Below are 24,399 nucleotides of genomic sequence, written 5' to 3'. Positions count from 1 at the left end.
TTTTCAAGTCAGCGGGGAAGCCGGACAAAGGGGCTATCACGTTACCCTTAAGACGGTGTTGAAATGCGATTCCCACGTTGGGGGGATGTACCGCTTTCCGGTCTGCCCGTCCGGTCCCTCTGACGCCGGTCGCTCCCAAGCCAGAGACATTATTGCCTTTTCCCATGAATAACTGTCCGTAACCGCTGCGTAAATGGGATAATCATGCAGGATTTCCCTCAACACGGGCAAATCGTTGCAGATCACCGGCACGCCCAGAGACGCAGCTTCCACGGGGGGAAGTCCAAACCCCTCCGACAGGCTAGGAAACACCATCCCCGCCGCACCACGCAGCAATGCAAATACCTGCGTGTCATTGAGGTCGTTAAATTCATGCACAACGCTCCCACTTAGCGGAGACGCCTCCAGCCTTTCAAAGAAAGCCTCCATCATCCAGCCACGACGTCCGCAAATCACGAGATGCGGGATTCTCTCCTCGGGATATTTCTTGGCAAACCGCTCCCAGATATCCAGCAACTGGCCGACATTCTTGCGCGGCTCGATCGTCCCAAGGCAAATCATGTAGGGCCGGTCAAACGCAGGCACTTCCGGATTGTCTTCGTTTTGGAAAAAATCCACTTCCACACCCAGATGCGCAACCTGAATAGGCGGCACGCTTCCCAGTTGCGAGATATGCCGCCGCAGTGCCTGCACGGACGCGTCCGAATTTGTCAGGATCAGGTCCGCCTCGGATTGCGCCGCCGACAGATAATCGCGAAACCGCAGGACCGATTGCGGAGTCTGGTATTCCGGGTAATCCAGCGGGATCGCGTCATGCAGGAACAAGGTGACTTTTGCATCCCGCACAGACTTGATCGCTTGCAGTTTCGATTGCGAAAAATTCGCCTGATCGACATTGAGATAGACACTACCGGCCGGCAGGTGCCGCCTCAACATACGCGCCAACCCCGAGGCCGGGCACCGGGCAATGCACAGCCGTCGCAAGTCTGCCTCGGTCTGGCGACGATAATCCCCGCTACGTCGTAGTATCCGGGCAACGAGATCCGCCTCCCCCCACGGCACGCGCCCCTCCAGCCGCATAAGAACCCCCCGCACCCCGTCCGGGTCAAGCAAAACATATCCCAGCCGGGTCCGCGCCAGCCCGAAACACGGCGCAGGCGCCTTGCTCAACGCCTTGAGATAGGCAAGGCACACGCGATCCACCCCCGAGGGGCGCCCACCGAACACGCTCAGCGCCCGGGTCAGCTCCAAAAGCCGCGCTGGTGGATTACTTGTCGTAATGGCCGTTTTGGTGCCATCTCCAGGCATCTGCGATCATGATGTCCAATGTGGAACGTTTCGGGATCCAACCTAGCTCTTTCCCCGCACGTGTCGAGCCGGAAACCAGCTTGGTACAGTCGCCGGGGCGGCGCGGTCCCTCTTCATACGGCACGTCCCGGTTGGTCACGGCGCGGGAATGATCGATCACTTCGCGCACCGAGAACCCGGATCCGGTACCAAGGTTGAAGACACGGCTGCCCTTGTCATCCTCCAGCCACTTCAGGCCCAGAACATGCGCATCCACAAGGTCACAAACATGCACGTAATCACGAATGCAGGTGCCATCCGGGGTGTCGTAATCCGTGCCAAATATGGTCAGTGCGTCCCGCTTGCCATCAATCGCGTCAAGCATCAGGGGAATAAGATGGGTCTCAGGGCGGTGAAACTCGCCCACTTCCGCCTCCGGATCGGCCCCCGCTACGTTGAAATAGCGAAAAATCACATGACGCAGCCCAAAAGCACTCTCGAAATCCTTGAGCATGTCTTCAATGGCGCGCTTGGACGATCCATAGGCATTGATCGGGTGCTGCTCGACACTTTCATCCAGCAACACATTGTCATGCTCGCCATAAGTTGCACAGGTCGAGGAGAACACGAAGTTTCGGCACCCCGCAGCAACTGTCGCCTCGATCAAACTCAGCGAACCGCCCACATTGTTGAGCCAGTATTTGCCTGGCTCCTTCATGCTCTCGCCAACCTGGCTGAGCGCGGCAAAGTGCATCACCGCAACCGGCTGGTACTTGGCAAACACCGCGTCCAACCGCGCCCGGTCCAGAAGATCACCTTTTTCGAAGGGGCCGAATTTCACGGCATCTTCCCAGCCCGTGCACAGGTTATCAAAGGTCACAGGAACATAGCCCGCCTGCCGCAACGCCTTGCAGGCGTGCGAACCGATGTACCCAGCGCCGCCAGTTACAAGCACATGGGACATGGGCAACTCCTTTTCGGGCTACTGAGCTGCCTTGCGCATTGCGATCATCTCTTCAAGATAGGCCGCCAACTCGTCCCTCAGATCATCTCGCGCCAGACCAAAGGCCACAGTCGCCTGAAGAAAACCGGCTTTCGATCCACAATCATGGCGCTGCCCGGCGAAACGATACCCAAACACGCCGCGCCCCTGGCTAATCTCGGCGGCGATCGCATCTGTGAGCTGGATCTCACCTCCGGCGCCACTTTTCTGTTTGCTCAGGTTTCTCAGGACCGTCGGGGAAAGAATGTAGCGACCGATCACGGCGAGGTTCGAAGGAGCCTTCTCCGCCGCGGGCTTCTCGACCATCCCGCCGACGGTCACCAGGGGGCCGTTTTCGTCTTTGATATCCAGCACGCCATAGGATGACGCCTGCTCTGGTGTGACTTCCATCGCTGCCACCATGCTCCCACCGGTTTCTGCATGAGCATCCACCATCTGCTTGAGACAGCCAGGCTCACCTGCGATTACGTCGTCCGGCAGAATGACGGCAAAGGGTTCGTTGGCGATCAATCGGTGCGCACACCAGACGGCGTGGCCCAGTCCAAGTGCCTTGTGCTGGCGGATATAGGCGATCGCCCCGCTGTCCATGTTGGTCTTTTTCAGAAGCTCCAGAAGCTCATTCTTGCCCTTTTTGCGAAGCTCCTGTTCAAGCTGCGGCGCGTGGTCGAAATAATCCTCCAGCGCCCCCTTGCCACGCGACGTGACAAAGATGAATTCCTTGATCCCCGCTTCTCGTGCTTCATCGATAGCGTATTGAATCAGCGGACGGTCAACCAGCGTCATGATCTCTTTGGGAACCGATTTCGTGGCGGGCAGGAACCTCGTTCCAAGCCCTGCGACAGGAAAGATTGCCTTTGTAACTTTGTTCCTCATCGGCTGCTCATCCTCGTAATGCTGTACATATTATTTGTTAACCCAAACTGGCGACGAACCTACTCAAATTGCACATTTGATACAACGCAGGCACATTTAAAATGTTTGCTCCGTCGTTGTGCACTTTTCGATCCTTCCGGCGTGACATGCCGTCATCTCATCAAAACCGATCAGTCATCAAGATAACTGGATCAGTTTATGATATTGTTGATCGCAAACAGCGAACCCAACAGCGCAATCACCGCCTGCGCCGGTTTGAGCGCCGACTCGGTCGCCATAACAACATCCCCGGGTTGCATCATGAACTTCTTCGCCCCGAACAGACCGTCCGCCGTTGTCATGTTGAAAGAAAAGACAACATACTGCGTCTCCGGACCAAACCCATTTGGCTTGATTGCCGACTTTGGGTATTCCCTGAGCAACAGAACCCCTTGGGGATTGGCCCGCAGGTCCTGAAGTCCGCCGAGCGAAGACATGGCTTCGACGACAGAAATGTTCTCACGATCAAAGTAGACCAACTTTTCAGTTTCAGAGGCGCCCAAAGCCACGAAGAAACGGTCATTCTCCGAAACAATCACCTGGTCGCCACCGCGCACGATCACGTTTTTCTTCGGGTCTTTTAGGAGTTCGTCCGCAGGAATTTCATAGCTCTTCCCGTCACGCATGATACGCACGATCGGATTCTGAATAACGGGGTCGATACCGCCTCCCTGGGCAAGCGCCCAAAGGATCGAGTCATTGCGCCCGGTCAGCTCGACTTGTCCCGGCTGTTTCACACCGGACACCATGTCAATCGAATTGCGGGTGCCGGATTGCACCTCGAGTTGAACCTGAGCGGATGGCGCAATTGCGCTCATCTGGTTTTGAACCTGTTCGCGCGCCTGCTCCGGAGTGAGGCCACCCACAAAAACCTCGTCCACGTAAGGAACGAAAATGGCGCCGGAAGAAGATACCTCGACGGGACGAACCTGAACACTACGTTGTCCAGGTCCCAGCAGCAGGGAATTGTCCTGGTTGTCCCAGATTGTCAGGATCACCCGGTCTCCGGGTTTGATAATCTTGGATGCGGGGCCATTTACGCGCGAGAACCAATGATAGTGGCCATGCCAGCCCGCGCTGGGCCATTTGGCCACATCGACCACGGACGCGCGCGTCACTTCCACCATGGTTACGTCGTCGGGAATCGCGTTTTCGCCGACAACTTCCCCTTTGGTCGCGGCACCGCGCGGCAACGAGCAGGAAACCAGCAGCAGACACGCCACCAATGCCAGAATTCCACACGTAATACGCCGCATTATACCTGCCTTCACATATTCTTGGCCCCTTCTAGCGCCAAAATCAGACATCAAACAACCTATTGTTCCGACTAGTCGGCGAGAATTTTCTAACCGTGCAAATAGAGTCACGCGCTCGACGATGCAAAAACAATGCCTGGAAACAACGCCGCCACGGAGTGCTCCGGCGGCAATCCGCCAGCGGGTTTTGAACCTTCACGATTGCTCAATGTTCTTCTGGGCTTAGTTTTCAATGAGTGATATGGTGCCCGGAGGCACTCGAATGTGCCTGTTCACGTTATTGATGCGACGACACGCAGGCAAACCAATTTTAAGCTGGCAGACTACCGGCCGGGAACCCGAAAGATGTTTTATCAACTTGTCACTTCGATGAGCCGCGCTCAGAAGGGCTACATATTGATGGGAATGGACCTTTTCTGGGTCGTTGCTTCCTTCTTCATATCGCAAAGCCTGCTCTATAATGGCCATTTTTCCATTGATCAGTTTTGGTCCTCTGCTTGGTACCTGTTGCTGTTCATTCCGCTGACTGCAGCTGTAATCCACTTTTTTGGACTGCACCTGATCAAGCTCAACACTTACGGAATGAACGACATCATCAATACGATGTCTCTTGCTGGTCTGCTGTGCTCGGTTGGAATTGGCACCAACATGATCTTCAAGACGGATGCACCTGTCAGCGCGGCATCTTTGATAACATTTGGTCTGCTGTTTTCCGTCCTGTCGATTTGCGGACGCATTCTATTGCGCAAGATCGTCCTGCGGATTTACTCAAGCCGCCAGACTCGCAAACGGGTGCTGATTTATGGAGCGGGCCAAACCGGCCAGCAACTCGCGACGGCACTCCAAACAGACCACGAATTTGAAGCTGCTTGTTTCGTGGATGACAACGCCACGCTTCACAAACTCACCGTGGCTGGCCTGAGGGTGCATTCGCCCAAGAACATCCCGATGCTCGTGAAACGCATTGGCGTTGACCGGATCATTCTCGCCATGCCTTCTGCGGACCAGACGGTCCGCGTACAGTTGGCCAAGAAACTGAGCAGCCTCGACTGTGAAGTCCTTGCGCTTCCTTCCTTCGCCGACATGGTTTTGCGCGGAGAAGAAGCGACCCGCGCGGCGCCTGTACAGCTTAACAGCCTGCTCGGCCGTGACGCGCTGGAAACGGACCTGCCAGCGGCAAGCAGTGCCTACGAAGATCGTCGCATTCTTGTTACCGGGGCCGGAGGTTCCATCGGCTCCGAGCTATGCCGGCAGCTTCTGAACTGCAAGCCAACGACGCTCGTGTTGTTCGAACACAGCGAGTACGCACTCTACAAGATCGCACAGCAACTCAAGGAAATTGCCTCAACCACGCGCATAGTCCCGGTGCTTGGCTCGGTGACTCAGCCGGAGCTTGTGCGCGAGACCCTTCACAACCATGAGGTCGACGTCGTATTTCACGCCGCCGCCTACAAACACGTCAATATCGTCGAGTCCAACAGCTTTGAAGGGGCCCGCAACAACGTCCTGGGAACCCGAATAGTTGCGGAGGAATCGATCCGCGCAGGTGTGAACCGCTTTATCCTTGTCTCTACCGACAAGGCCGTTCGCCCCACGTCCATGATGGGATCAACCAAACGCTTGGCGGAACTGGTGGTCCAAGATCTCTCGACCCGCAGCAACGAAACGAAACTGTCGATGGTGCGTTTTGGCAATGTTTTGGGGTCGTCAGGCTCGGTCATTCCCCTGTTTGACGAGCAGATTCGCGAAGGCGGACCTGTAACGGTAACCCACCCCGAGGTGACACGGTACTTCATGACCTTGTCCGAAGCGGTGCGTCTGGTTCTTCTTGCGGGAAGCTTCTCGCGAGGTGGTGACGTGTTTGTTCTGGATATGGGAAAACCCGTCTCTATCCTGAGCGTTGCGCGAAAAATGATCGAAACCGCTGGCTTTTCCGTCCGCGACGAAAACGATCCCAACGGCGATATTCAGATTGCTTTCATCGGTCTCAAGCCAGGCGAAAAAATGCATGAAGAGCTTTTGATTGGGACAGACATGCTCACGACGCCTCACCCGAAGATCCTGCGCGCGCAAGAACATTACTGGTCCGAACTTGAGATGGCGAATGCGTTGCAGGATTTGCGCCGCGCTATCGAAACACGCGACGGAGATCTTTTGCGCGCCACCATGCGCAAATGGGTGGAATCGCCAGATTCCGATTCTGCGGTGCTCACGGTCGTCGGCGAAAGCTGAATTCAAACGTTGTAATAGTCGCGATACCAGTCGACAAACGCGCGCACACCCTGATCAACAGGTGTCTGGGGGCGCACGCCCGTAAGCGCCTGCAGCAATTCCGCCGATGCCCATGTGGCCGGAACGTCGCCGGGCTGCATCGGCAAGTAATTCTTTTGGGCCGTGCTGCCGATGGCCGCTTCAATCGCATCGACAAACTTCATCAACTGAACCGGCTGGCCATTGCCGATATTCACCACCCGCCATGGTGCGACCGAGCTCAGGCTATCGCAATCGACACCGTTACCACGCCCTTCGGTCGACGGCGGCACCGCATCGACCAGCGCGACAATACCTGACACAAGGTCGTCAATGAACGTGAAATCCCGGCTCATGTCGCCGTGATTGTAGATGTCGATCGGCTGTCCTTCTAGAATGGCCTTGGTAAACTTGAACAGCGCCATGTCGGGCCGTCCCCACGGTCCGTAAACCGTAAAGAACCGGAACATCGTGGTCGGCAACCCGTACAGGTGGGCATACGAGTGCGCCATCGCCTCGTTGGCTTTTTTAGTCGCCGCGTAAAACGACATCTGCGTGTCCGCCTTGTCCGTTTCCGCATACGGCATCTCTGTATTCGCGCCGTAAACCGAACTGGTAGACGCCAAAAGCATGTGCTGTGGCGGAAAGGCGCGCGCCGCTTCCAAAAGTTTGAACGTGCCGATCAGGTTCGCTTCGACATAGGAACCCGGTTCATCAATCGAATACCGCACCCCGGCTTGCGCGGCGAGGTGGATCACGACGTCTGGCCGGTGTTCCTCGAACAGCCCCCTCAACAGGTCAGGAGCTTCCAGCCGCGCGATAACCGCCTGAAACCCGGCATTCTGCATCAGCATCGCATGTCGCCGTTCTTTCAGGGTGACGTCATAGTAATCGGTCATCGCATCCAGTCCAATGACCCGCCAGCCTGCGTCCAACAAGCGTTTCGCAGTATGAAAGCCGATGAACCCGGCGGAGCCTGTGACCAAAGCGGTGCGCTGTACCATCTACTCGTCCCTATTCTGTGGCGCTGCCGCCATTGGTTTCCAGCAACCGTTGCGGTGCAACACGCTGTATTTCACGTGACAGCCGTTTTGAAAACCGCGTCAACCGAAACAGGCGCTGTGTGCGTTCCGAACGCCCAAAAAGACCACCCGATTGTTCCCAATATCCCGCTGGATCATAACGGACACGATGATAAAGCGCCGTCGGGCTGAACAGGAAAAGCGAGGGCACCTTGCCCTGCGCCACCAAGCGTTCCGCCTGCCGTCGCAACCCGCGCCGCCGCCATGCCCGCCCCGCCAAAACCACGGCACCCGCCCGTTTGCGCCGAAACGCGCGAAATCCATCCGGCGCACGCGGGATTGGTGCCAAGGCCCCTGACTCGCGCGTCTGCCCTTCAAGATACCCCTTGTCCAGTCCTTGCATCAGCCGCCCGACATCACCGGGCATTGCATCTCCGCGTACCATATGGCGCAAAAGCCTTTTGCGCTGCCCGGCCCGAAACGCCTTCCAGACCGCCGCATGCTCGTCTACCGGGCAATGCTTGGCCAGGAAAACGGCCATGCTCGCCCCGATTTCACTCAGATCTCGAGGCACACGCGCCCCGCTGCGTTGTGCGTTGGCCAGAAAGCCGTGATGCACTTCGGCCAGCGGCACGATCGCAGTGGCAAAGGCTCCCTTGGCCAAACGCCAGTTCACATCCGTTTCATCAAGAAAATAGCGGAATGCCGGATCAAATCCGCCCATCTCGGCCAGAATACTCCGCCGAACCGCCATGTTCGTGCCTTCGGTCTTGACCGCCCGCCCGGGTACAGGATGCAGCACCACGGGCCGGGTTGAATCCACCGCAAAAGGTAGGGTTCGCCCGGCATGATCCACGCTTTGCGCCCGCCACTGCATGGAAATACCGTTGCGTCCCCGCACGAATCCTCCCGCTGCCGCAACCTCTTCCTCGGCAAAGGGCGCAACAAGATGGAACAGCCACCCGGTTTCGGGCACGGCATCGTCATCGACAAAGGCCACGACTTCGCCCGCAGCCTGCGCAATCCCGAGATTTCGCGCTTTCGAGATGTTGGCTTCGTCGAAGGGAACGGCCTTGATCTGCTCCGCAAAGGGTAAGGTGGCCATGGCCCTTAACCCCTTCGGGTCGGCCACGACAATCACTTCGAAAGCCCCGTAGTCCAGTTGAGCCACCCCGGTTAGACAGCGTGTGAGCGCGTCGGGTCTTCCCCGACTGACAACCACGACGCTGACCGGGATGGGGTTCATGGCGTGCCCATCTCCGCCATCATTGCTTCGATCTTTGGAACATCTTCGGGATTGTTCAGTTCCCAGAATTGCCGCCCCCGCGCGTCGACCTCGACACACAGGACCTGCCGCCCATGCTCCATAAACCGCAACTGCTCCAGCCCTTCCAACCGCTCCAGCGGCCCGGCATCCCACCGCGGATACGCGCCCAGCGCCGCCGGACGATAGGCATAGACCCCGACGTGGTGGAACACCGGCGTTTCATCCTCATCGGCAAAGGTTTGCGACGTGAACGGCACAACCTCCTTGGAGAAATAGAGCGCGTGGTGATCCTTGGTGAACACCGCCGTCGTACCACCGACCCGGCCCGCTTTGCGATCCTCAAGGAACCCGTTCAATGCCCGCCCATCACAGCGCAGCACCGGCGTGGCAACTTCGGCCATCGGATCATTCCGCAGGCCCTTGACCAGATCCTCAACGAACCAGGCTGGCGTCAGGGGCGCATCGCCTTGCAGATTGACCACAATGTCAAACCCGCCCCCGAGGTTGTCAAAGGCCTCTGCACAGCGTTCAGTACCGTTCTGACACTCGGATGAAGTCATCACGACCTCTGCACCAAAGGCTTCCGCCGCATCGCGTATCCGATCATCATCCGTCGCGACAACCACCCGGTCCACGCCCTTCACGGCGCAAGCCGCTTCCCAACTGCGCTGCACAAGGCTCTTGGACACGCCAGTCACCCCCTTCAACTCGGCCAGCGGCTTGCCGGGATAGCGACTCGATTCATAACGTGCGGGGATGACGATCAGCGCAGACATCAGGCAGACTTGAGCTCCACTCCCGGCGCATAGGCGATGAAATAGGGGTTGGCGAAATCTTCCTTGCCATAGGTCAGTGGCGTGTGGTCATCAAACCGCACCACCTGCCCACCGGCACCCAGCAAAACGGCATGGCCCGCCGCCGTGTCCCACTCCATCGTGCGGCCCACACGCGGATAAAGGTCGGCCTCACCCGTCGCCACCAGGCAGAATTTCAACGACGATCCGGCGCTCTTGAAATCCGCGACCTGGTACTTGGCGATATAGTCCTTGGTCTCGTCGGTCAGGTGCGACTTGGACGCCACCACCAACAGCGCGGAGTTGTCGGAGTCCGACACCGTCATCGGCGCCACCTCGCCCACGGTTTTAGGGTCGAAAGATCCGGTTTCCTCGACCGACTGTCCATCCGCCTGGGTAAAGAACATCCGGTTCTTGGCAGGTGCATAGACCACGCCCCGTTGCGGCACGCCATTCTCGACATAAGCAATGTTCACGGTGAAATCGCCGCGGCGGTGGATGAACTCCTTGGTGCCGTCCAGCGGATCAACGATCAGGAATGTATCGCCCTTCGCCGCGTGGCTGTCCGCCTGCTCTTCGGTTACCAGCATCACGTCCGGGAACTCCGCACGAAGACCCGCCGCAATGATCGCGTCCGCTGCTTCATCGGCGGCAGTCACCGGGCTGTCATCAGACTTGACCTTCACGTCAAAGTCATCGGCGTTGTAGATTTCCATGATCTTGTCGCCCGCCTCGATGGCAAGTTTTCGAATCACCGGAATCAATGCATCGTAGTTCAAATGTCTTCTCCTTGATGGGCTTTTGTTGAATTGCGCCTCTCAGCCCCTTATGGTGGCATGGTAAGGGATCAGCAAGAATTCCCTGACATAACTGCGACATTCCGCGGACGGCAGAGGCAATGTTTCAACAATCGGTTCCCAGAACGACGCTTGAATCGGCAGTCAACATTGCCGAACTCGTCTACCATTCGATTGTGCGCAACGTGCGCAAATCGCATGGCAACGCGGTCATGTCGATCCTGATCAACATGCTTCAGGCGTTCATATTCGTTATCGCCTTTTATGTGATGTTCACGGTCCTCGGGTTGCGATCGGCGGCCCTGCGCGGCGATTTCCTGCTGTACCTGATGTCGGGGATCTTCCTGTTCCTGACCCATACCAAGACACTTGGCGCCGTTGTGGGTTCCGAAGGGCCCAGTTCCCCGATGATGAAACACGCGCCCATGAACACGATCATCTCGATCCTGTCTGCGGCACTGGGTACGCTTTACATTCAGGTTCTGTCGCTGTTCGCCATCCTGTTCGTCTACCATGCCGCCATTAGCCCGATCACGATTGACGATCCGATCGGTGCGTTCGGAATGCTTCTGATCGCGTGGTTTACCGGTATCGCCATCGGCATGGTGTTTCTTGCGCTCAAACCGTGGTTTCCCACATTCGTGAGCATCGCGAGCACCGTCTATCAAAGGGCCAACATGATCGCATCGGGCAAAATGTTCGTTGCCAACACGCTACCGACTTTCATGTTGAACATGTTTGACTGGAACCCGCTTTTTCACTGCATCGACCAGGCGCGGGGATACACTTTCATCAACTATTATCCGCGCAACTCGTCGATCACCTATCCATTGATCGTGGGCGTGGTGCTCCTGATGGTTGGCCTCATGGGCGAATTCTATACCCGGCGGAATGTCTCGCTTAGCATGGGCGCCCGCCGATGATTCGCCTCGCTTTCCTGCTCTTTCTGCTCCCTGCCATGGCCCTGGCACAGGGCCTGCCCGCCCTCTTCGATGTGACAGGTGTCGCGCAAGCCGATGTGCTCAATGTGCGCTCCGCCCCCAGCGGCAGCGCCCCCATCATCGGCAGCCTGCACCCCGACGAGACGAATATCGAAGTGACCGAAACCAACGATGCGGGCACATGGGGCCGCTTGAACGTCGGAGAAACCTCTGGCTGGGCATCGCTGAGGTTTCTGGAAAGGCAACCGGGCGACCCGGACTATGCACTGGCCCGGTCCTTGCGTTGCTTTGGCACGGAACCCTTCTGGTCCCTCTCCCTCACACAGGGGCAAGGGGCGGTTTTTTCATCCCCCGACTCCCAAGCCACCTTTCCCGGAGCAGGCCTCCTGACCGCATCACGCAACACGCCGGGTCATTTTGCCGTTGGCTTTGATGACTCCACAGCCATCATCCGGCGCGCAACCTGCTCAGACGGCATGTCGGATCAAAACTTCGGCCTCACAATCGACCTGCTTCTGTCGCATGGCGGCGATACCGCGCTTTATTCCGGCTGCTGCAGGATCGACCCGCGCTAGGACACGGCATCATTCCGTCAAAGGCTCAACCACCCGAAGCGTGATGTTGATCCGCCCACCACCCGGCAACAGGCGGGACGATCCGAACCGGATGCGGTCCACGCCATGGAACGCCAGCCGGGCCGCCCCGCCCATCACCACGACGTCCCCGGATTTCAGCCAAACGGATTCGGTGCTGTCGCTGCGTTCCGGTCCACCCATCCGGAACAACCCGTCATCACCAAGTGACACGGACAGGACAGGCCACCCAAAATCGCCCTCATCCCTGTCCTGATGAAGCCCCATCCGCGCGCCCTCTCCATAATAATTCACGAGGCAGCAATCCGGCACGCGCTCCAAGCCCGTCACCTCATGCCACAGCTCGAGAATGCTTCCGGGGATATCAGGCCATGGTCCCCCGCGCGGTTGCTCCGCCTCATACCGATAGCCGCGATGGTCCGAGATCCACCCAACCCGTCCCGCGCTGGTCATCTTCACGCTCATCGGCTTACCGAAACGCGTCACCGGGGCCCGCATCGGCGCCGCCCGCGCCACGGCGCGCAAATCCTCGACCATATCCCGCTGCGCGCGCCCGTCCAGAACTCCGGGATAGAGCGTGAAACCTCGGATTGTCAGCGGTGTGGTCATGACCTGTCGTTCCACTTCGGCATCGGATGAAAAAAATGGCGCCAATTACAGATAAACGCCCCTTTGAGACGCTTGCACGGCCTTTTTGACCTCCCTATATACCCTGCGAAGCGCAATCGCCTGCCAGGCGGTTGCAAACGGGATCGGGGCTTGAATGCCATAACGGGTTCAGGTCTCGGAACATCGCCTTAATTGAGAAGGGATCGAAAATGAGCAAAGTGATTGGTATCGACCTCGGTACAACGAACTCCTGTGTGGCCATCATGGATGGTTCGCAACCCAAGGTGATCGAAAACTCGGAAGGTGCTCGCACCACGCCGTCGATCGTCGCCTTCACCGATGACGAGCGCCTCGTAGGCCAGCCGGCAAAGCGCCAGGCCGTCACCAACCCCGAAAATACCGTCTTTGGCGTCAAGCGTCTCATCGGCCGCCGGTTCGACGACGCAGACCTGTCAAAGGACCTCAAGAACATGCCGTTCAACGTCATCAATGGCGGCAACGGCGACGCATGGGTCGAAGCCAAGGGCGAAAAATACAGCCCCTCGCAGATCTCCGCCTTCATCCTCGGCAAGATGAAAGAAACCGCCGAGAGCTATCTTGGTGAAGAAGTTACGCAGGCGGTCATCACCGTTCCGGCCTACTTCAACGACGCCCAGCGTCAGGCCACCAAGGACGCCGGCAAAATCGCCGGCCTCGAAGTGCTGCGCATCATCAACGAACCGACAGCCGCCGCTCTGGCCTATGGTCTGGACAAGGAAAACACCCACACCATCGCGGTCTATGACCTTGGCGGTGGCACCTTCGACGTGACCATCCTCGAGATTGACGACGGCCTGTTCGAAGTGAAATCGACCAACGGCGACACTTTCCTTGGTGGTGAAGACTTTGACATGCGCATCGTCAACTACCTCGCCGGCGAGTTCAAGAAAGAGCACAACGTCGACCTGACCAAGGACAAGATGGCCCTGCAGCGTCTGAAAGAAGCTGCCGAGAAAGCCAAGATCGAGCTGTCGTCCTCGTCGCAGACCGAAATCAACCAGCCGTTCATCTCGATGGACCCGTCCTCGGGCACCCCGCTGCACATGGTCATCAAACTGACCCGCGCCAAGCTGGAATCGCTGGTTGGCGATCTGATCAAGGCCTCGCTGAAACCCTGTCAGGCGGCTCTGAAAGACGCCGGTATGTCGGCCAATGAAATCGACGAGATCGTTCTCGTTGGTGGTATGACCCGTATGCCCAAAGTCATTGAGGAAGTGACCAAATTCTTCGGCAAAGAGCCGCACAAAGGCGTAAACCCGGACGAAGTGGTTGCCATGGGCGCCGCCATCCAGGCCGGTGTTCTGCAGGGTGACGTGAAAGACGTTGTGCTTCTCGACGTGACCCCGCTGTCGCTGGGCATCGAAACCCTGGGCGGCGTCTTCACCCGCCTGATCGACCGCAACACCACGATCCCGACCAAGAAATCGCAGATCTTCTCGACCGCCGAAGACAACCAGAACGCCGTGACCATCCGCGTGTTCCAGGGTGAACGCGAAATGGCCGCGGACAACAAGATCCTTGGTCAGTTCAACCTCGAAGACATCCCGCCCGCACCGCGCGGCATGCCGCAGATCGAAGTGACCTTTGACATTGACGCCAACGGCATCGTGTCGGTGGGCGCGCTCGACAAGGGCACGGGCAAAGAACAGAAGATCACGATCCAGGCATCGGGTGGCCTCTCGGACGAGGACATCGAAAAGATGGTCAAGGATGCCGAGGAAAACGCCGAGGCCGACAAGGAACGTCGCGAGTTGATCGAAGCCCGCAACCAGGCAGAATCGCTGATCCACTCGACCGAAAAGTCGCTGGAAGAGCATTCCGACAAGGTCGACCCGACCACCGTCGAAGCCATCGAGCTGGCCATTGCCGCGCTGAAAGACGACCTCGAGAAAGACGATACGAGCGCCGACAAGATCAAGTCGGGCATCCAGAACGTGACCGAGGCCGCCATGAAGCTTGGCGAAGCCATCTACAAAGCCAGCCAGGATGAGGCCGGTGACGAGCCCACCGCCGCGGACGCAGGTCCGGGCGAGGATGACATCGTCGACGCCGATTTCGAAGATCTGGACGGCGACAAGCGCTAATGGCGCATCATCGGAACTGAAATTGGGGCCGGTCCGGTTGCCGGACCGGCCCTTTTCATTCCGTGCCAAAGGAGTAACCCATGGCAAAACGTGACTTCTACGAGGTGCTTGGCGTCAGCAAAGGGGCTTCCGCGGACGAGATCAAAAAGGCCTATCGCAAGAAGGCCAAGGAACTGCACCCCGACCGCAACAAGGACAACCCCGAGGCCGAGGCCCAGTTCAAGGAAGCGAACGAAGCCTACGAAATCCTCAAGGACGCCGAGAAAAAAGCTGCCTATGACCGTTTCGGCCACCAGGCTTTCGAGGGCGGCATGGGCGGTGGTCCGCGCGGCGGCCACCCCGGTCAGGGCGATTTCGCCAGCGCGTTTTCGGATGTGTTCGACGACCTGTTCGGCGATTTCATGGGCGGGCGTGGGGGCGGCGGTCGTCAGCGCGCCGCGCGTGGTGCCGACCTGCGCTATAACTTGCGGGTTTCGCTCGAAGACGCCTTTTCCGGAATCCAGAAGACGATCAACGTACCAACTTCGGTGCAATGTGACTCTTGCGACGGATCCGGCGCAGAAGGCGGCGCAGAGCCGACCACCTGTCCAACCTGTTCCGGCATGGGCAAGGTCCGCGCACAACAGGGCTTTTTCACCGTTGAACGCACCTGCCCGACCTGCTCGGGTCTGGGTCAGATCATCAAGAACCCCTGCAAAAGCTGCGGCGGTCAGGGCCGTGTCGAAAAAGACCGCGCCCTGTCGGTGAACATCCCCGCCGGTGTTGAAACCGGCACGCGCATTCGTCTTGCCGGCGAAGGCGAAGCGGGCATGCGTGGTGGGCCTTCGGGCGACCTCTACATCTTCATCGAGGTCGCTCCGCACAAGATCTTTGAACGCGACGGACCCAACCTATATTGCCGGGTCCCGGTCTCCATGGCCAGCGCGGCCCTTGGCGGCGATATCGAGGTCCCAACCATCGACGGCGGCCGCAGCCGGGTCAAAATCCCGGCAGGGTCCCAATCCGGCCGCCAGATGCGCCTGCGGGGAAAAGGCATGCCCGCACTGCGTGGTGCAGGCACCGGCGATATGATGATCGAACTGGCTGTCGAAACGCCGGTCAACCTGACCAGCCGCCAAAAAGAGCTTCTTCGCGAATTCGAGGACCTCTCGGAAGAGAACAACCCCGAAAGCAGCAGCTTCTTCAAGTCGGTCAAGAACTTCTGGGATTCCATGAAGGGCTGAGGCCCGCCAGAAACATCGCAAACATCGCAGAAGGCGCGCCCGTAAAAGGCGCGCCTTTTGTTCACTCCACGATCGGCGCCAGCAGGAACATCGCCCGGAGCGCAAGCCCCGGTTGAAGGTTCGGAATCGCTTCGGCCATGACTTTCTGCATCTCGCCCTTGGCATAAAGGCTGGACAACGCCCGATCGACAATCAGGCGAAACTCCGTGTCGCCTCGCGCCATGGCCAACCCATGTTTCTCGACGGTCAGGATTTCCGTCGACATCTTGAAGTCCTTTGCCTTCGCGCTCTTGGCAATAAGCCCCACCAGGATTGACTGATCCGCAAAATAGGCATCAATCTCGGCGTTTTCCATCGCCCGCATGCCGTCGCCATGGGACGAGAACCGGACAAGCTCGGCCTCAAACCCTGCCAGTTTGAGCGAATTGACCAATGCCGTCTCTGTCGTCGTGTCGCGCCGCACCCCGAGCTTCTTGCCTGCCAAATCCCCAAGTTGCTCCGAGGCGGCGACGGGCAGGATTAACGCCGTGCCATCCACGAAGGTCGGGATCGAAAAATCCACCAACGCACGCCGCTCAAGCGTGATTGTGGCCGCGCCGCAATGAAGGTCGACCTCTCCGTTCGCCACTTTCTCAAAGCGGTCCTGCACACCGACCGGCACAAACTGCACCTGCAGGTCGTCCATCTTCAGATGGTTGACGATTTCCTGAGCGACCCGGACGCAGACCAGCGGCGTGTACCCGGCAGGTTCGCCTGACTCCAACTGATACGACATCGGCGCCGCGTCCAGCCGGTATCCAAGGTTGAGCTGTTTCGTTTCCTTGATCCGTTCAAGGGTTTGGGCCCCTGCGGGCACGGCCAGCGCCACCACGGTCAGAAAGGCGGTCAAAAAACTACGCATGAAATAATCCTGTGCTGTCCAATTGCTGTGGTTTTGTCTTCCTTGTGCAGAAGCTTTCCACCAAACCCGAAAGACGACAAGCGCAAATGGCGCCATTAAGATTTTGCGCAACCGGAAAACGATACCGACGCGATACCGACACAATACCGACGTGATACCGATCCCCTGTCCGCTCCGTTAACCATTTGGAAGTTAACCCTTCATTCACCATGTTGGGACACGCTGGAACCATGACCGATCCGCATTCATTCTCCGAGATGCCCCTGCCTCTGTTTCCCGTTGACGAGGCACCGACACAGGCTTTGCCCTCCGGCAAATTGCCATCCTATATTGCCGATCACCGTAAGCGGTTGCGGGCCCGCTTCCTGTCTGGCGGTGCTCAGGCCATGCCGGACTATGAGCTTCTCGAGCTTGTTCTCTTCCGGGCAGTTCCACGTCAGGATGTCAAACCGCTTGCTCATAAGCTTTTGGAAACATTCGAAGATTTCAATGGCGTATTATCGGCGCCAATTATCCGCCTTCGCGAGGTGAAAGGGGTCGGAGACGCGGTCGTCACGGAACTCAAGGTTGTCGAAGCCGCCGCGCATCGTCTTGCCCGCGCCCGCGTGATGCAACGCCATGTCCTGTCTGGTTGGGACGCGCTTCTGGATTATTGCCACACGACAATGGCACATCGCGATACCGAACAGTTCCGGGTTCTGTTCCTTGACACCAAGAACACCCTGATCGCGGACGAAGAACAGGCACGTGGCACAGTGAACCATGTCCCGGTCTACCCAAGAGAGGTCGCCAAAAGGGCCTTGGAACTAAACGCTAGTGCATTGATTTTGGTGCATAATCACCCGTCCGGCGATCCCACACCTTCTGAAGCCGACATCACCATGACCGACCAGATCAACGCCGTCGCACAGGCGTTGGGCATCACTCTGCATGACCACCTGATCATCGGAAAATCTCGGGAACTCAGCTTCCGGTCCGAGGGTTATCTCTAGGCTCACTGCACCCAGATCTCCACCCGCCGATTCACCTGCCGCCCCCAAGCGCTATCATCACACGCCATGGGCATCGCTTCTCCAAATGCCATCACTTCAAGGTTCAGCCGCTCCGGATTAGCCGTTTCCGCAGCCGCCAGCACGGCCTCCTTGACCGCAGACGCCCGTTTCAGGGCAATCTCGCGATTTGCGGTCGCTGGTCCTTCTCCATCGGAAAACCCAACAAAAACAAGGCGCCTGGCATCATAGCGCCCGGCCTCCAATGCCCTGGCAAGCTGCTGCACGTTCGAGCGAGACTGAGCATCCAACCGGGTGGAACCGGTTTGGAATCGAAAGGATGTCGTCAGCCGCTTCAGAGAAGACAAGGTCCTGGTCATCCGCTGTAATTCTTCCAAGGACACTTCAGTTCCTGCTACGGAAATCGCGTTCACAAAACGATCTCCCTGCAGATTGATCGGAATTTCTTCCGCCGTCTGGTCCACGAATCCAACGCGGCGAATCACGATCTGAGCCGACGGGCTGCGTGTATAGGTGAGAAAATCCCGAGCCAGTTTGGGAAGCCTACGCGCAGGAAAATAAAGAAACATTGGAGCGTTGAGTGGATAATCCTCTGTCTTGATCGTGCGCCGCGACGCCGCCAGCGCACGTCCGCAACCGCCTGTCAATGTTAGCTTTTTCGTATTTCCGGTCTCGGCGTAGCTGGCAATGCCAATCGAAAACGGATCACGCTGAACAGCCGAGACCAATGACAGGTTCCGGTCGTGGCGAAAAATGCCTTCAGCCAAGGATAGCTTGGCACGCGCCATCAACTGGTCCTCGACAGCCTGTGCCAATCCCGACTGTGGTTGGATGAGATGAAGTGTGATCGGTGCATCCGGTCCGCCAAGATCTTTCCAGTTGGAAACCTTGCCCGCAAAAACGCGCGCAATTTGGTTTAGCGACAAAGCATTCACAGGATTCCCACTGGATACAACCGGCACCAATCCATCCAGAGCCAACACACGGCTGCGATTTGCTTCGGTCATATCCCCCAACCCGGCCTCGTAGCCCAGTTGCGCTTCGCGTGGTCGGATTTCACGCAAGGACATCGCGATATCCGCCTCGTCCGCCAACAGATCGGCAAAACCTTCGTCGGAATTGCTGCTATGAAAGCGAAACCGCGCCACCTTCTGTCCGCTCGTCTCGTCATTCAAATGATATTCAAACCGACTGATGCTATCGCTCTTCCGCTCAACCGAATAGCCTTCGCGAATAGCAAAAGCTTCGATCAAAGCAGGCATCAGAATCTCGCCCATGATCGAAGAGCCGGAGATCGACACATCTGCAACATAGTTGATCAAGTTGGGACAGCCAGGTCCTTCGCATTGAACACCCGTGCCATCCACAGTCAGCTCTCCATACACCGTGTCGACTCGATAAAACTCGCCATCAAACCCCAGAAGCGTACCGGTGATCTCCACCGCGCCATCATGAGATTTCAACGTAACATCCTGCGCGAGCACCGGAACCCCAGTGAAACAAAGGAAAAGTGCGGCGATAACCGCCGCACGAAACTTCAACATGTCGGATCCTGATTAGCGAAAACTAGTTTTGCGCGATTGTCAGGTCTTGCAGAAGGTTTTTCAACACCAGAAATTCGCCTGCGGCATCGCAGTCGGGCAACTCCAGTGTCAGATCGTGAATGTCCGTGACTCGCCCGTCGTGCACTTCGATGGACTGCAGCGCCAGGCGACGACCACAATTGGTCATCGAAATCTGTGCTTCGACGTTTAAGGCGACAGAACCGGCCTGTGACGCGGTAAGAGTCGGGAAAGTATACACTTCCGCCATCAAAGGTTCAGCAGCCTCTGAGTTTCCCAAGTGTACAAGGAAGCCCCCCAAACCACCATTTACGGCGGTCAGGTCGCGGGGCGCTCCCGACCAGACGTGCCCGGCCCCGCCATACGGCGCGCCGAACTCGAATGCGTGCAATTCGAGCGCGCCTTGTCCCCTCCACTGAATCGCGGCGCGATCATAGAATGGCAGGCTGTCGACGCGCACAGAGGCCACGGCGCCATCGCCATTTGGAAAGGTAACTGCAAACATCGCGTTCTCGGCAAACGCCGGCACGGTGATCTGTAGGCTGCCATCCGGTCCGGTAATCTCGGTAAACTTGAGGTCTTCGTGGTGAACCGTAACCCGAACACCGGGCTGGCAAGGGGCACTCAACTGAAGATCGACCATTGCCGCAGCGCTGGCCGTCGCCGTCAGCTCATTTTCACAACCCAAGGCGGGTGCGGGTTCTTCCTCGGGCAACAACCCAATGGGAGCGTCCCTGGAAACAAGCAACACTGTCGGCGTCTCGGGAAGGCTCCGTGGCGCTGCCCTGTCCTTTGGAAGTGAGGGGAGAACCTTCGCAACGGACTTCCGGGGCGTGCTCAGAGCACCAGGGAGGCTTGCTTTTTCGACTTGAGAGGGTGACGTGGAAACCGCGCTGACCGTGGCAACGGCCGCCTGACTGGCTTCACTGCTTTGCATCAGAAAGCCAATGGAAATCGCGATCGAAAACGTCGCTCCGGCCAAGGCATATCTACGGTACACATTCTTCATTTGCGACATTCCGCGCTCCATACCAATCACCGCCCACGCAGCATGGATCGCAACAAAAAAGGGCGCTCATAAGGCGCCCTTTTGATCATTCTCTGGCTCTGGCCTTTAGGCCAAGCGCCCGTGGCAATGCTTGAACTTTTTCCCAGAACCACAGGGACAAGGCTCGTTTCGTCCCGGATTTCCCCACGTCGACGGGTCGTTTTCGTCAAACCCATCCGCTGGCGCACCGGGAAGCGAATCCACCGGCTCCGGTGTCGCGGCCTGCTGCAGTTGCTGCTGTTGCTGCGCCAACTCCAGGGCAAGCTGTTGTTGCTCTTCCTCGGTCATCGGGCGAATGCGGGACAGGGTCGTAGTCACCTCTTCCCGCAGGCTGTCCAGCATATGTTCAAAAAGCTGGAACGACTCGTTCTTGTATTCGTTGAGCGGATCGCGCTGCGCATAACCGCGGAATCCAACGACCGACCGCAAATGCTCAAGCGTTAAAAGGTGTTCGCGCCATTTAGTATCGATGGTCTGAAGCAAAACCTGCTTCTCCACCATGCGCATGGCTTCAGCGCCGAAACTCACAGCCTTCTTGGCCATCTCTTCGTCGCTGGCCTTTTCCAAACGCTCACGAATCGCTTCGTCGTCTACGCCTTCTTCATCAGCCCATTTGATCACGGGCACATCAAGGCTCAGTTTTTCAATGCAGGCCGCATAAAGCCCCTCGGTGTCCCATTGGTCCGCATAGGTCTTGGGCGGCATGTATTGCTCGACCAGATCGGCAATAACATCATGCCGCATGTCCTGCGCGATTTCCGACAGGTCCTCGGCATCCATGATCTCGCGACGCTGGCTAAAGATCACTTTCCGCTGATCGTTCATCACGTCATCGAACTTGAGAAGCTGTTTGCGGATGTCAAAGTTTCGTCCTTCGACCTTGGCCTGCGCCCGCTCCAGCGACTTGTTCACCCAAGGGTGCACAATTGCTTCACCTTCTTTCATACCAAGCGTCGACAGAACCTTGTCCAAGCGCTCTGAACCGAAGATGCGCATGAGGTCATCTTCCAGCGACAAGAAGAAAGACGAACGACCCGGATCACCCTGACGGCCGGAACGGCCGCGCAGTTGGTTGTCGATCCTCCGGCTTTCATGGCGCTCGGTCGCCAGAACGAACAGTCCACCCGCGGCCTTTACCGCTTCTTCGTCCGCCTTGTGCGCCTCTTCGATGCGCGCACGGATGGCTTCATGATCGCCTTCCGGCTCTGCCGCAATAGCTTCCAGAACCTTAAACTCGACATTTCCGCCCAGTTTGATGTCCGTACCGCGTCCTGCCATGTTGGTGGCAATTGTCACCGCACCCAGTTTTCCCGCATCCGCAACAATCTGTGCTTCCTGCTCGTGCTGACGCGCGTTCAGGACGTTGTGCTTGATCTTGGCCTTGTTGAGCATTTCCGAAAGAAACTCGGATTTCTCGATCGATGTCGTCCCGACAAGGATCGGTTGTCCCTTGGCGTTGGCTTCTTTGATGGTCTCGACAATCGCCTCGTATTTCTCACGCGCCGTGCGATAGACTGCATCGTCTTCGTCGATGCGGGCAACAGGCCGGTTAGTGGGAACCTCGACAACGCCCAGCCCATAAATTTCGGCAAATTCCTCGGCCTCTGTCGCTGCTGTCCCGGTCATTCCGGCCAACTTGTCGTACAGACGGAAGTAGTTCTGGAATGTCACCTGTGCCAACGTGACGTTTTCCGGCTGAATTGGGCAACCTTCCTTGGCTTCAATGGCCTGGTGCAAGCCGTCAGACAGACGCCGCCCCGCCATCATGCGACCAGTAAACTCATCAATCAGAACAACCTGATTGTCGCGAACAATATAGTCCTTGTCCTTTGTGAACAGTTTATGCGCCCGCAGACCTTGGTTGACGTGGTGTACAATCGTCGTGCTTTCCGGATCGTACAGACTTTGGCCTTCGGGCAGCAGGCCGCGAGTAAGAAGCTGTTCCTCGAGATACTCGTTGCCCTCATCCGTAAAGGTCACGTTGCGCGTTTTCTCATCCACCGCAAAGTGATCATCCTGCAGGTCGGGAATAAGCTTGTCCACCGAGACATAAAGCTCGCTCCGATCCTGAGCAGGGCCGGAAATGATCAACGGCGTCCGTGCTTCATCGATCAGGATACTGTCCACCTCATCGACAATGGCAAAAAAGTGATCCCGCTGCGCCATCTCGCGCAGGTCGCTTTTCATGTTGTCGCGCAGATAGTCAAAGCCGAGTTCGTTATTGGTCGCGTAGGTTACATCACAAGCGTATGCCGCCCGTTTTTCTTTTTCGGGCTGCTGCGGATAGACAACACCCGTCGTCATACCAAGCGCGGCAAACACGTTGCCCATCCACTCTGCGTCACGTCGGGCCAGATAATCGTTTACAGTGACAACGTGAACACCTTTGCCCATCAGGGCATTGAGGTATGCTGGAAAGGTAGCCACGAGGGTCTTACCTTCACCGGTCTTCATCTCGGAAATGTTGCCCTGATGCAGAAAGATGCCGCCCATCAACTGTACATCGAAGGCGTGCAAACCAAGCGCTCGGCGTGCAGCTTCGCGACAGTTTGCAAAGGCTTCGGGCAACAAGTCGTCGAGGCTTTCTCCCCCTTTGGCTCGCTCGGAAAGTTCGGCCGTCTTGGACTTGATCTCTTCGTCAGTCAGTTTCTCGAAATCGGGCTCAAGCGCATTGATCTTGGCGACGAGCGGCCGGGTTGCCTTGATCTTGCGGTCGTTCGGTGTGCCGAACACCTTCTTGGCAAGTTTTCCCATTCCGAGCATATGACTTTGTCCTTCATTGACATCCATGTACGAGGCAATTGCTTGCTCAGCCTACGCAGTGCTCCTACAAACAGGAAAACTTGCAGTTTGCCCCGGCCTCAAAGCGATGTAAGGGGCGTCAGGAACAGTGTCAACGCCGCCAACCCACGCGGCCTTAGCCAAGGACAAAACGATGTCAAAACACCTCAAATTCCTGCGCTCGGCGGGTTTCGCCTTGTTGATCGCAACGCCGTCCCTGGCGCAGGAAGATCCCGACATCAAAACAGTGGTTGCAAGTGTCAATGGACATGAGATCACTTTGGGAGAGGTGATTGCTGTTCGCGGTTCTTTGCCCGAGCAATACCGGCAGTTGCCTCCGAACGTTCTCTTTGAAGGAATTCTTAACCAGTTGGTCCAGCAGGCGGCCTTGTCCCAGACGATGAAAGGACCGGTGCCTGACGCCGTCGAAATCGCACTGAAAAATGAACGTCGCTCGCTTTTGGCAGGAGTCGCCCTAACTGCGTTTTTGAAAGGTCTGGAAATTAGCGACGCCGAGGTTCAGGCAGCCTACGATGCAAAGTACGCTGATTTTCAAGGCGCTGAAGAATATAATGCTTCGCACATTCTGGTCGAAACTGAAGAAGAGGCAAATGCCATTCGGGAGAGCCTAATGGCTGGAGCGGACTTCGCAGAAACCGCCAAGGCAAAATCAACTGGGCCGTCGGGGCCGTCGGGCGGATCGCTTGGCTGGTTCGGTGCCGGTCAGATGGTCAAACCCTTCGAGGACGCGGTTGTAAACTTGGCCGTTGGCGAGATTTCTATGCCAGTTCAAACCCAGTTTGGCTGGCACCTGATCATCCTGAATGACAAACGGCAACAGGAAGCACCGTCTTTCGAGTCCGAGCGGGAAGAGCTGGTGGCTCAGCTTCAGACGGAAGCTGTTGACGCACATATTGCCGAGCTGGTCACGGGTGCAGAAGTTGATCGGTCAGGCGCAGAGCAATTTGATCCGTCCGTTATTCTGCGTGGCGATCTGTTGGATTCGGAATAAGGAAACAG

At 57.5% G+C, this 24,399-nt stretch carries 20 protein-coding genes; 7 read left to right on the top strand and 13 right to left on the bottom strand.

Annotated elements, in window-relative coordinates; genetic code table 11:
* Nucleotides 1-36: 36 nt before the first annotated feature.
* From ACS3QZ_RS15050 to ACS3QZ_RS15035, 4 genes are all read right to left on the bottom strand, one after another.
* A complete protein-coding gene (locus tag ACS3QZ_RS15050) occupies nt 37-1,308 on the bottom strand; it encodes a glycosyltransferase family 4 protein (protein WP_456038580.1) in 1,272 nt (423 codons plus the stop codon).
* Nucleotides 1,268-2,251 (bottom strand): UDP-glucose 4-epimerase GalE, encoded by a 984-nt coding sequence (gene galE / locus ACS3QZ_RS15045; RefSeq protein WP_456038579.1) that lies wholly within the window; start codon nt 2,249-2,251, stop codon nt 1,268-1,270. The genes ACS3QZ_RS15050 and galE overlap by 41 nt, the downstream gene beginning before the upstream one ends.
* A gap of 18 nt (nt 2,252-2,269) precedes the next feature.
* On the bottom strand, nt 2,270-3,163 hold the full coding sequence (locus tag ACS3QZ_RS15040) for a UTP--glucose-1-phosphate uridylyltransferase (RefSeq protein WP_456038578.1): 894 nt from the start codon (nt 3,161-3,163) through the stop codon (nt 2,270-2,272).
* Nucleotides 3,164-3,354: 191 nt separating this feature from the next.
* Nucleotides 3,355-4,509: a polysaccharide biosynthesis/export family protein gene (locus ACS3QZ_RS15035; protein ID WP_456038577.1), complete on the bottom strand. Its 1,155-nt coding sequence runs from the start codon at nt 4,507-4,509 to the stop codon at nt 3,355-3,357.
* A 294-nt stretch (nt 4,510-4,803) separates the two neighbouring features.
* Between ACS3QZ_RS15035 and ACS3QZ_RS15030 the strand changes: the two genes are divergently transcribed.
* Complete coding sequence (locus ACS3QZ_RS15030; protein ID WP_456038576.1) at nt 4,804-6,690, top strand: polysaccharide biosynthesis protein; 1,887 nt, start codon at nt 4,804-4,806, stop codon at nt 6,688-6,690.
* Nucleotides 6,691-6,692: 2 nt separating this feature from the next.
* On the opposite strand, the gene ACS3QZ_RS15025 is transcribed toward ACS3QZ_RS15030, so the two are convergent.
* Genes ACS3QZ_RS15025 through cysQ form a run of 4 tightly spaced genes read right to left on the bottom strand, consistent with a single transcriptional unit; the run spans nt 6,693 to nt 10,570 of the window.
* Nucleotides 6,693-7,712 (bottom strand): NAD-dependent epimerase, encoded by a 1,020-nt coding sequence (locus tag ACS3QZ_RS15025; RefSeq protein ID WP_456038575.1) that lies wholly within the window; start codon nt 7,710-7,712, stop codon nt 6,693-6,695.
* Between the two features lie 10 nt (nt 7,713-7,722).
* A complete protein-coding gene (locus tag ACS3QZ_RS15020; protein ID WP_456038574.1) occupies nt 7,723-8,976 on the bottom strand; it encodes a glycosyltransferase family 2 protein in 1,254 nt (417 codons plus the stop codon).
* Nucleotides 8,973-9,773: a 3-deoxy-manno-octulosonate cytidylyltransferase gene (locus ACS3QZ_RS15015; RefSeq protein WP_456038573.1), complete on the bottom strand. Its 801-nt coding sequence runs from the start codon at nt 9,771-9,773 to the stop codon at nt 8,973-8,975. The genes ACS3QZ_RS15020 and ACS3QZ_RS15015 overlap by 4 nt, the downstream gene beginning before the upstream one ends.
* On the bottom strand, nt 9,773-10,570 hold the full coding sequence (gene cysQ / locus ACS3QZ_RS15010; RefSeq protein WP_456038572.1) for a 3'(2'),5'-bisphosphate nucleotidase CysQ: 798 nt from the start codon (nt 10,568-10,570) through the stop codon (nt 9,773-9,775). The genes ACS3QZ_RS15015 and cysQ overlap by 1 nt, the downstream gene beginning before the upstream one ends.
* Before the next feature lie 119 nt (nt 10,571-10,689).
* On the opposite strand from cysQ, the gene ACS3QZ_RS15005 reads away from it, so the two are divergent.
* A complete protein-coding gene (locus ACS3QZ_RS15005; RefSeq protein WP_456038571.1) occupies nt 10,690-11,511 on the top strand; it encodes an ABC transporter permease in 822 nt (273 codons plus the stop codon).
* The gene (locus ACS3QZ_RS15000; RefSeq protein WP_456038570.1) at nt 11,508-12,104 is read left to right on the top strand and encodes a COG3650 family protein; all 597 of its coding nucleotides are present in this window, start codon (nt 11,508-11,510) and stop codon (nt 12,102-12,104) included. The genes ACS3QZ_RS15005 and ACS3QZ_RS15000 overlap by 4 nt, the downstream gene beginning before the upstream one ends.
* 9 nt (nt 12,105-12,113) lie before the next feature.
* Here ACS3QZ_RS15000 and ACS3QZ_RS14995 read toward each other — a convergent pair whose 3' ends face one another.
* Complete coding sequence (locus tag ACS3QZ_RS14995) at nt 12,114-12,731, bottom strand: alpha-ketoglutarate-dependent dioxygenase AlkB family protein (protein ID WP_456038569.1); 618 nt, start codon at nt 12,729-12,731, stop codon at nt 12,114-12,116.
* Between the two features lie 209 nt (nt 12,732-12,940).
* Between ACS3QZ_RS14995 and dnaK the strand changes: the two genes are divergently transcribed.
* Nucleotides 12,941-14,854, top strand: a complete 1,914-nt coding sequence (gene dnaK / locus ACS3QZ_RS14990) for a molecular chaperone DnaK (protein WP_456038568.1) — start codon at nt 12,941-12,943, stop codon at nt 14,852-14,854.
* A gap of 80 nt (nt 14,855-14,934) precedes the next feature.
* Nucleotides 14,935-16,077: a molecular chaperone DnaJ gene (gene dnaJ / locus ACS3QZ_RS14985; protein WP_456038567.1), complete on the top strand. Its 1,143-nt coding sequence runs from the start codon at nt 14,935-14,937 to the stop codon at nt 16,075-16,077.
* A 61-nt stretch (nt 16,078-16,138) separates the two neighbouring features.
* Here dnaJ and ACS3QZ_RS14980 read toward each other — a convergent pair whose 3' ends face one another.
* A complete protein-coding gene (locus ACS3QZ_RS14980) occupies nt 16,139-16,978 on the bottom strand; it encodes an amino acid ABC transporter substrate-binding protein (RefSeq protein WP_456038566.1) in 840 nt (279 codons plus the stop codon).
* 230 nt (nt 16,979-17,208) lie between these two features.
* Between ACS3QZ_RS14980 and radC the strand changes: the two genes are divergently transcribed.
* Nucleotides 17,209-17,970, top strand: a complete 762-nt coding sequence (gene radC, locus ACS3QZ_RS14975) for a RadC family protein (RefSeq protein ID WP_456038565.1) — start codon at nt 17,209-17,211, stop codon at nt 17,968-17,970.
* A gap of 2 nt (nt 17,971-17,972) precedes the next feature.
* Here radC and ACS3QZ_RS14970 read toward each other — a convergent pair whose 3' ends face one another.
* The 3 genes from ACS3QZ_RS14970 to secA form a co-directional block, all read right to left on the bottom strand.
* A complete protein-coding gene (locus ACS3QZ_RS14970; RefSeq protein ID WP_456038564.1) occupies nt 17,973-19,532 on the bottom strand; it encodes a phosphate ABC transporter substrate-binding/OmpA family protein in 1,560 nt (519 codons plus the stop codon).
* A 22-nt stretch (nt 19,533-19,554) separates the two neighbouring features.
* Nucleotides 19,555-20,568 (bottom strand): hypothetical protein, encoded by a 1,014-nt coding sequence (locus tag ACS3QZ_RS14965; RefSeq protein ID WP_456038563.1) that lies wholly within the window; start codon nt 20,566-20,568, stop codon nt 19,555-19,557.
* A gap of 96 nt (nt 20,569-20,664) precedes the next feature.
* Nucleotides 20,665-23,361 carry a preprotein translocase subunit SecA gene (gene secA, locus ACS3QZ_RS14960; RefSeq protein ID WP_456038562.1) on the bottom strand — a complete coding sequence of 899 codons (2,697 nt, stop codon included), beginning with the start codon at nt 23,359-23,361 and terminating at the stop codon, nt 20,665-20,667.
* Between the two features lie 172 nt (nt 23,362-23,533).
* On the opposite strand from secA, the gene ACS3QZ_RS14955 reads away from it, so the two are divergent.
* Nucleotides 23,534-24,391 carry a peptidylprolyl isomerase gene (locus ACS3QZ_RS14955; RefSeq protein ID WP_456038561.1) on the top strand — a complete coding sequence of 286 codons (858 nt, stop codon included), beginning with the start codon at nt 23,534-23,536 and terminating at the stop codon, nt 24,389-24,391.
* Nucleotides 24,392-24,399: the final 8 nt, after the last annotated feature.

It is taken from the genome of Shimia sp. W99 (assembly GCF_053851455.3).
The sequence above is the reverse complement of the archived record's forward strand: the minus strand, read 5'-3'. Positions and strand labels throughout refer to the sequence as shown.